General features: G+C 65.3%; 3 protein-coding genes. All 3 read left to right on the forward strand.

The genetic code is table 11. The features are described from left to right. Window positions 1-5: 5 nt before the first annotated feature. The 3 genes from rnc to recO are packed head-to-tail and all read left to right on the forward strand — an operon-like array spanning window position 6 to window position 2,530. Complete coding sequence (gene rnc / locus QZ609_RS26340) at window positions 6-728, forward strand: ribonuclease III (RefSeq protein ID WP_295501417.1); 723 nt, start codon at window positions 6-8, stop codon at window positions 726-728. Window positions 729-736: 8 nt separating this feature from the next. After that, window positions 737-1,675: a GTPase Era gene (era, locus tag QZ609_RS26345; RefSeq protein WP_295501412.1), complete on the forward strand. Its 939-nt coding sequence runs from the start codon at window positions 737-739 to the stop codon at window positions 1,673-1,675. A 33-nt stretch (window positions 1,676-1,708) separates the two neighbouring features. Continuing rightward, entirely contained in the window at window positions 1,709-2,530 is an 822-nt protein-coding gene (gene recO, locus QZ609_RS26350) for a DNA repair protein RecO (RefSeq protein WP_295501414.1), read from the forward strand. The last annotated feature ends 4 nt before the right edge of the window (window positions 2,531-2,534 follow it).

The raw sequence follows: 2,534 nt of genomic DNA on the forward strand, positions 1-2,534 counted from the left end.
GCAAACTGGAGTTGCTGCAGCAGGCGCTCACCCATCGCAGCCACAGCGCGATGCACAACGAGCGCCTGGAATTTCTTGGCGATTCGATCCTGAATTGCGCTGTCGCTGACATGCTCTACGGCATGTTCGGCAAGCTGGATGAAGGCGATCTCTCGCGCGTGCGGGCCAACCTGGTCAAGCAGCAGGCGCTGTACGAGATCGCGCAGATGCTGCAGTTGCCCGACGCGTTGCGCCTGGGCGAGGGCGAGCTGAAGAGCGGTGGCTTCCGCCGGCCGTCGATCCTCGCCGATGCGCTGGAAGCCATCTTCGGCGCGGTGTTCCTCGATGGCGGTTTCGATGCCGCCCGCACGCTCATCCGCAAGCTGTACATCCCGATCCTGGAACAGGTCGACCCGCGCACGTTGGGCAAGGACGCCAAGACGCTGCTGCAGGAGTACCTCCAGGGTCACAAGATCGCGCTGCCGCTGTACACGGTGGTCGCCACCCATGGCGCGGCGCATAATCAACAATTCGAGGTCGAGTGCACGATCCCGAAGCTGGAGATTCGCGTCTCTGGCGGTGGGGCATCGCGGCGCGCGGCTGAACAATCGGCGGCCAAGCTGGCCCTGGAAGAAGCGCATCGCCTGGTGCCGCAGCTCGTCAAGCGCAGCCGCGCCGAGCGCACCGGCAAGACGCGCAAGCAGGCCACGCCGCCCGATCCGCAATTGTCTCTCAGGTTGAAGGAATAATCAGGTAAATGAGCGACACCCCATTGCAGCCTCCGCAACCGACGTCTGGTGTGCCGGAGGGGTTCCGTTGCGGCATGGTCGCCATCGTCGGGCGGCCGAACGTCGGCAAGTCCACGTTGATGAATGCCCTGGTGGGCCAGAAGGTCAGCATCACGTCGCGCAAGGCGCAGACCACGCGCCACCGCATCACCGGCATCCAGACCACCGACGACGCGCAGTTCGTCTTCGTCGACACGCCGGGCTTCCAGACGCGCCATGCCACCGCGCTGAACCGCTCGCTCAATCGCGCGGTCACCTCCACGCTCACCTCGGTCGATGCCGTGCTGTTCGTGGTCGAAGCCGGCCGCTACGGCCCGGATGACGAGAAAGTGCTGTCGCTGCTGCCGCGCGAGACGCCCGTCATCCTGATCGTCAACAAGGTCGACCGGCTCGACGCTTACACGCGCGCCGAGATGGTCGCCGTGTTCCTGCAGGAAATGGCGCAGGTGTTTCCGTTCAAGGAAATCGTGCCGATGTCGGCCAAGAACCGCGACGACATCGTTCGCCTGCTCGGCATCGTGCGCCCGTACCTGCCCGAAGGCGAGCCGATGTACGACCCGGAAGCGCTGACCGACCGCAGCGAGCGCTTCCTCGCCGCCGAGATCGTCCGCGAGAAGGTCTTCCGCTGGACCGGTGACGAACTGCCGTATTCCAGCACCGTCGTGATCGACAAGTTCGAGACCGAAGGCCGCCTGCGCCGCGTGTTCGTCACCATCCTGGTCGACCGCGACGCGCACAAGGCGATGATCATTGGCGCGAAGGGCGCCAAGCTCAAGCAGATCTCCACCGAAGCCCGCATGGACATGGAAAAACTGTTCGACGGCAAGGTGTATCTGGAGGTCTGGATCAAGGTCAAGAGCGGCTGGGCCGACAACGAGGCCGGCCTGCGCGCCTACGGCTACGAGTAACCGCTTCTAGCCGCGCGACTCTACACACGCTCGATGGCGGGACGATCCGATCCGATTCCGGACGAGGCGGCCGAATGGCTGGCCGAGGAAGGCGTTGCCGGTGCCGCGCAGCGCAAGAGCTTCCCGGCGGGGCGTTCCGAGACGCGCGTCGCCGCGCAGCCGGCCTTCGTGCTGCACAGCTATCCGTACCGCGAGACCAGTCTCATCATCGACGTCTTCACGCCGGATTACGGCCGCATGGCGTTGGTCGCGAAGGGGGCGAAGCGGCCGCATTCTGCGTTGCGTGCCGTGTTGCAGACGTTCCAGCCACTGTCGCTGTCCTGGAGCGGGCGTGGTGACGTACGCACGCTCACGCGCGCCGAGTGGGTCGGCGGGATGCTGCCACTGGGTGGGGAGGGGCTGCTGTCGGGCTTCTATCTGAACGAGCTGCTGGTCAAGTTTGTCGCCCGCGAAGACGGACACCCGGTGCTGTTCGCGCATTACGTCGAAACACTCAACAAGCTTGCCCACGGCGAACCCGCTGCCTTCACGCTGCGCGCCTTCGAGCGCGTGCTGCTGCGCGAGACCGGCTTTGCCGCCCAGCTTGATCGCTGCGTCGACGGCGAGCCGGTGCAGGCCGATGGCGACTACGTCTACCACCCCGAGCGCGGCATCCGTCGCGCGTTGCCGAGCGATCCATCCTCCTGGCCCGTGCTGCGCGGCCAGACCCTGCTGGACATGGAGCGCGACGACTACGGCTCCCGCCCCACCACCGCTCAGCAGAGCCGCAGCCTGATGCGCTTCCTGCTGCATTATCATTTGCACGGCACGCCGCTTTCGACGCGCCAGATCCTGATCGACTTGCAGAAACTATGATCTT

The organism is uncultured Ralstonia sp., assembly GCA_913056305.1.
Taxonomy (GTDB): domain Bacteria; phylum Pseudomonadota; class Gammaproteobacteria; order Burkholderiales; family Burkholderiaceae; genus Ralstonia.

Excerpts from the sequence above, each read along its gene's own strand:
- era (WP_295501412.1), top strand. The coding sequence starts at position 737 with ATGAGCGACACCCCATTGCAGCCTCCGCAACCGACGTCTGGTGTGCCG.
- recO (WP_295501414.1), top strand. The coding sequence starts at position 1,709 with ATGGCGGGACGATCCGATCCGATTCCGGACGAGGCGGCCGAATGGCTG.